Source organism: Enterobacter sp. PGRG2 (genome assembly GCF_030291195.1).
GTDB lineage: Bacteria > Pseudomonadota > Gammaproteobacteria > Enterobacterales > Enterobacteriaceae > Enterobacter_D.
Genome location: NZ_CP127837.1, coordinates 522,497 through 526,352 on the forward strand (window position 1 = coordinate 522,497; position 3,856 = coordinate 526,352).

Annotated in this window: 3 protein-coding genes; all 3 read left to right on the plus strand. The window is 56.8% G+C overall.

Annotated elements, in window-relative coordinates; translation table 11 throughout:
• The first annotated feature begins 72 nt into the window (after positions 1 to 72).
• The 3 genes from QRD42_RS02100 to sstT all read left to right on the plus strand — a co-directional run bounded on the left by QRD42_RS02100 (position 73) and on the right by sstT (position 3,757).
• A complete protein-coding gene (locus QRD42_RS02100) occupies positions 73 to 1,074 on the plus strand; it encodes a Gfo/Idh/MocA family protein (RefSeq protein ID WP_321988098.1) in 1,002 nt (333 codons plus the stop codon).
• A 240-nt stretch (positions 1,075 to 1,314) separates the two neighbouring features.
• Entirely contained in the window at positions 1,315 to 2,283 is a 969-nt protein-coding gene (locus QRD42_RS02105; RefSeq protein ID WP_072569645.1) for a TerC family protein, read from the plus strand.
• A 229-nt stretch (positions 2,284 to 2,512) separates the two neighbouring features.
• Entirely contained in the window at positions 2,513 to 3,757 is a 1,245-nt protein-coding gene (gene sstT, locus QRD42_RS02110; protein ID WP_321988099.1) for a serine/threonine transporter SstT, read from the plus strand.
• Positions 3,758 to 3,856 lie beyond the last annotated feature (99 nt).

Sequence of the window (3,856 nt, forward strand, 5' to 3'; positions counted from 1 at the left end):
AGCGCACTGGTTTTGTCATACTGACGTGCTACATTGGCGGATGGTCCCCTTTTACGGAGCACAACGCCGTTTATGATACGTTTCGCAGTCATTGGGACGAACTGGATCACCCGCCAGTTCGTCGATGCCGCCCATGAGACCGGCAAATATACCCTTACCGCCGTTTACTCCCGCAGCCTTGAACAGGCGCAGCATTTCGCCAGCGATTATCCGGTCGAACATCTGTTCACCTCCCTTGAGGCGCTGGCGCAAAGCCATGATATTGACGCGGTGTATATTGCCAGCCCGAATTCCCTGCACTTTTCGCAAACCGAACTGTTCCTGCGCCATAAAAAGCATGTGATCTGCGAAAAGCCGCTGGCCTCCAATCTGCGTGAAGTGGAAGCCGCCGTTGCCTGCGCGCGGGAAAATGGCGTGGTGCTTTTCGAAGCCTTTAAAACCGCCTCGCTGCCTAACTTCCTGCTGCTGCAACAGTCGCTGCCGAAAGTCGGCAAGGTGCGCAAAGCCTTTATTAATTACTGCCAGTACTCTTCCCGCTATCAGCGCTATCTGGACGGCGAAAATCCGAACACCTTTAATCCGGCGTTTTCCAACGGCTCGATTATGGACATCGGCTTTTACTGCCTGGCCTCGGCGGTGGCGTTATGGGGCGAACCGCACAGCGTACAGGCCACGGCCAGTCTGCTGGACAGTGGCGTGGACGCGCACGGCGTGGTGGTGCTTAACTACGGCGATTTCAGCGTCACCCTGCAACATTCCAAAGTGAGTGAATCGGTGCTGGCGAGCGAGATCCAGGGCGAAGAAGGCTCGCTGGTGATAGAAAAAATCTCCGAATGCCAGAAAGTATCTTTTGTGCCGCGCGGCGGCAAGCCACAGGATCTCTCCCAACCGCAGCATATCAATACCATGCTGTATGAGGCAGAGCGCTTTGCCGACCTGGTGGAAAACAACGAGGTGAACCATCCGGGCATCGCCATCAGCCGCATAACCGCGAACCTGCTGACGGAGATCCGCCGCCAGACCGGCGTGATTTTCCCGGCTGACAGCGAAGCGGCTGCCGATCCGGTGGCGTAAAGCTATGTAAAACAGTTGTTACGACCCATTGACGGAATGCGATCTCTGTCATATTTTGTTACCAGCAAAGGGGAGTAACTTCATTGCCGGTTGGTCGTCATTACGATGCGCAAGCATCCGGTCGCCGGGCATCCTTAAGGATGTAAGTGAGACCTTGCCGAAAGGCGAGGACCCGTGCATCTAAAATAAACGGCTATCGTCTTTCGACGTCAGCCGTTTTTTTTATGTAAGGAATTTCCTATGAATACTGTCGGCACACCGCTGCTCTGGGGCGGATTCGCAGTTGTCGTCGTGATCATGCTCGCCATCGACCTTCTGCTTCAGGGGCGTCGCGGCGCTCATACGATGTCCATGAAGCAGGCGGCCGTCTGGTCACTGGTCTGGGTATCACTCTCTTTGCTGTTTAACGCCGCCTTCTGGTGGTATCTCGCCAGCACCGAAGGCCGTGCCGTGGCCGATCCGCAGGCGCTCGCCTTCCTCACCGGTTACCTGATTGAGAAAGCGCTGGCCGTGGATAACGTCTTCGTCTGGCTGATGCTGTTCAGCTACTTCGCCGTGCCGCCTGCATTGCAACGTCGTGTATTGATCTACGGCGTGCTGGGGGCGATTGTGCTGCGTACCATCATGATTTTCGCCGGTAGCTGGCTGATCTCCCAGTTCGAATGGCTGCTGTACGTCTTCGGCGCGTTCCTGCTGTTCACCGGGGTGAAAATGGCGCTGGCGAAAGAAGACGAAGCGGGTATTGGCGATAAACCGCTGGTGCGCTGGCTGCGTGGTCATCTGCGCATGACGGACAAGATCGAAAGCGAGCACTTCTTTGTGCGTAAAAACGGTCTGCTGTACGCCACGCCGCTGCTGCTGGTGCTGATCCTGGTTGAGTTAAGCGACGTGATCTTCGCGGTCGACAGTATTCCGGCTATTTTCGCGGTGACCACCGATCCCTTTATCGTGCTGACCTCTAACCTGTTCGCGATCCTCGGTCTGCGCGCCATGTACTTCCTGCTGGCGGGCGTGGCGGAACGCTTCGCGCTGCTGAAGTACGGCCTGTCGGTGATCCTGGTGTTTATCGGTATCAAGATGCTGATCGTCGACTTCTACCATATCCCGATTGCCATCTCCCTTGGCGTGGTGGGCGGTATTCTGGCGATAACCCTGCTGCTTAACGCCTGGGTGAATCACCAGAACGACAAGAAAAAGCTCCAGGGCTGACAAACAGAACCTTCTCCGGCAACGGAGAAGGTTTAATTGTTGACCATGTCACAAATATGTTATCAGACAGTTAAAAAACACGACACTTGCCACCAATCCAGCCTCTTGTTCTTTCCCGCCGCCTGCGAATGCGTATACTCCTCTTTGCAAACATTTGTTACATCCCGACATGAACATCCCTTAAGAGGATGTCCGGGATGGCACTACAACACCATCTAAGGAATTCCTCATGAGTACGCAACACTCCACAGGTGTGCTGCACCGTCTGGTGCACGGCAGTCTGGTAAAACAAATTCTCGTCGGGTTAGCGCTGGGCATTCTGCTCGCCTGGGTATCAAAACCAGCCGCGCTTGCTGCCGGTCTGCTGGGCACGCTGTTCGTCGGCGCGCTGAAAGCGGTGGCGCCGGTGCTGGTACTGATGCTGGTGATGGCATCCATCGCCAATCACCGCCACGGTCAGAAAACCAATATCCGTCCTATTCTGGTGCTCTATCTGGTGGGCACCTTTTCCGCTGCCTTAACCGCCGTGGTATTCAGCTTCCTGTTCCCGTCCACCCTGCAACTGGTGACCGGCGCGACGGACATCACGCCGCCCGCCGGCATTACGGAAGTGTTGCGTGGCCTGCTGATGAGCATGGTGTCTAACCCGGTACATGCGCTGCTGGAAGCCAACTATATCGGCATTCTGGTGTGGGCCATTGGTCTGGGCTTTGCGCTGCGTCACGGCAGCGACTCCACCAAAAGCCTGATTAACGATGTGTCGGACGCGGTGACCTTTATGGTGAAGCTGGTGATCCGCTTTGCGCCGATCGGTATTTTTGGCCTGGTGTCGGCGACGCTGGCGGAAACCGGTTTTGCCACCCTCTACGGCTATGCGCATCTGCTGCTGGTGCTGATTGGCTGTATGTTCCTGGTGGCGCTGGTGATCAACCCGCTGCTGGTGTTCTGGAAAATTCGCCGCAATCCTTTCCCGCTGGTGCTGCTGTGCCTGCGTGAAAGCGGCGTGACGGCGTTCTTTACCCGCAGCTCGGCGGCGAACATTCCGGTCAACATGGCGCTGGCGGAAAAACTGAATCTGGACCGCGATACCTACTCGGTTTCCATTCCGCTGGGGGCGACGGTCAATATGGCGGGCGCGGCGATCACCATTACCGTGCTGACCATGGCGGCGGTGCATACGCTGGGTATTCCGGTTGATTTGCCGACGGCGCTACTGCTGAGCGTGGTGGCCTCGCTGTGTGCCTGTGGGGCATCGGGCGTGGCGGGTGGTTCGCTGCTGTTGATCCCGCTGGCGTGTAATATGTTCGGCATTCCGAACGATATTGCCATGCAGGTGGTGGCGGTGGGCTTTATCATCGGCGTGTTGCAGGATTCCTGCGAAACCGCGCTTAACTCCTCCACCGACGTGCTGTTCACCGCGGCAGCATGCCAGGCGGAAGATGAACGTCTGGCGAAAAACGCGCTGCGCAGTTAAGTATTATTGCCCGGCGGCGCAAGCTTGCCGGGCCTGCGTTGATTTGCAGGTTATGTAGGCCGGGCAAGACGCAGTCGCCGCCCGGCAAGGCATTTACAG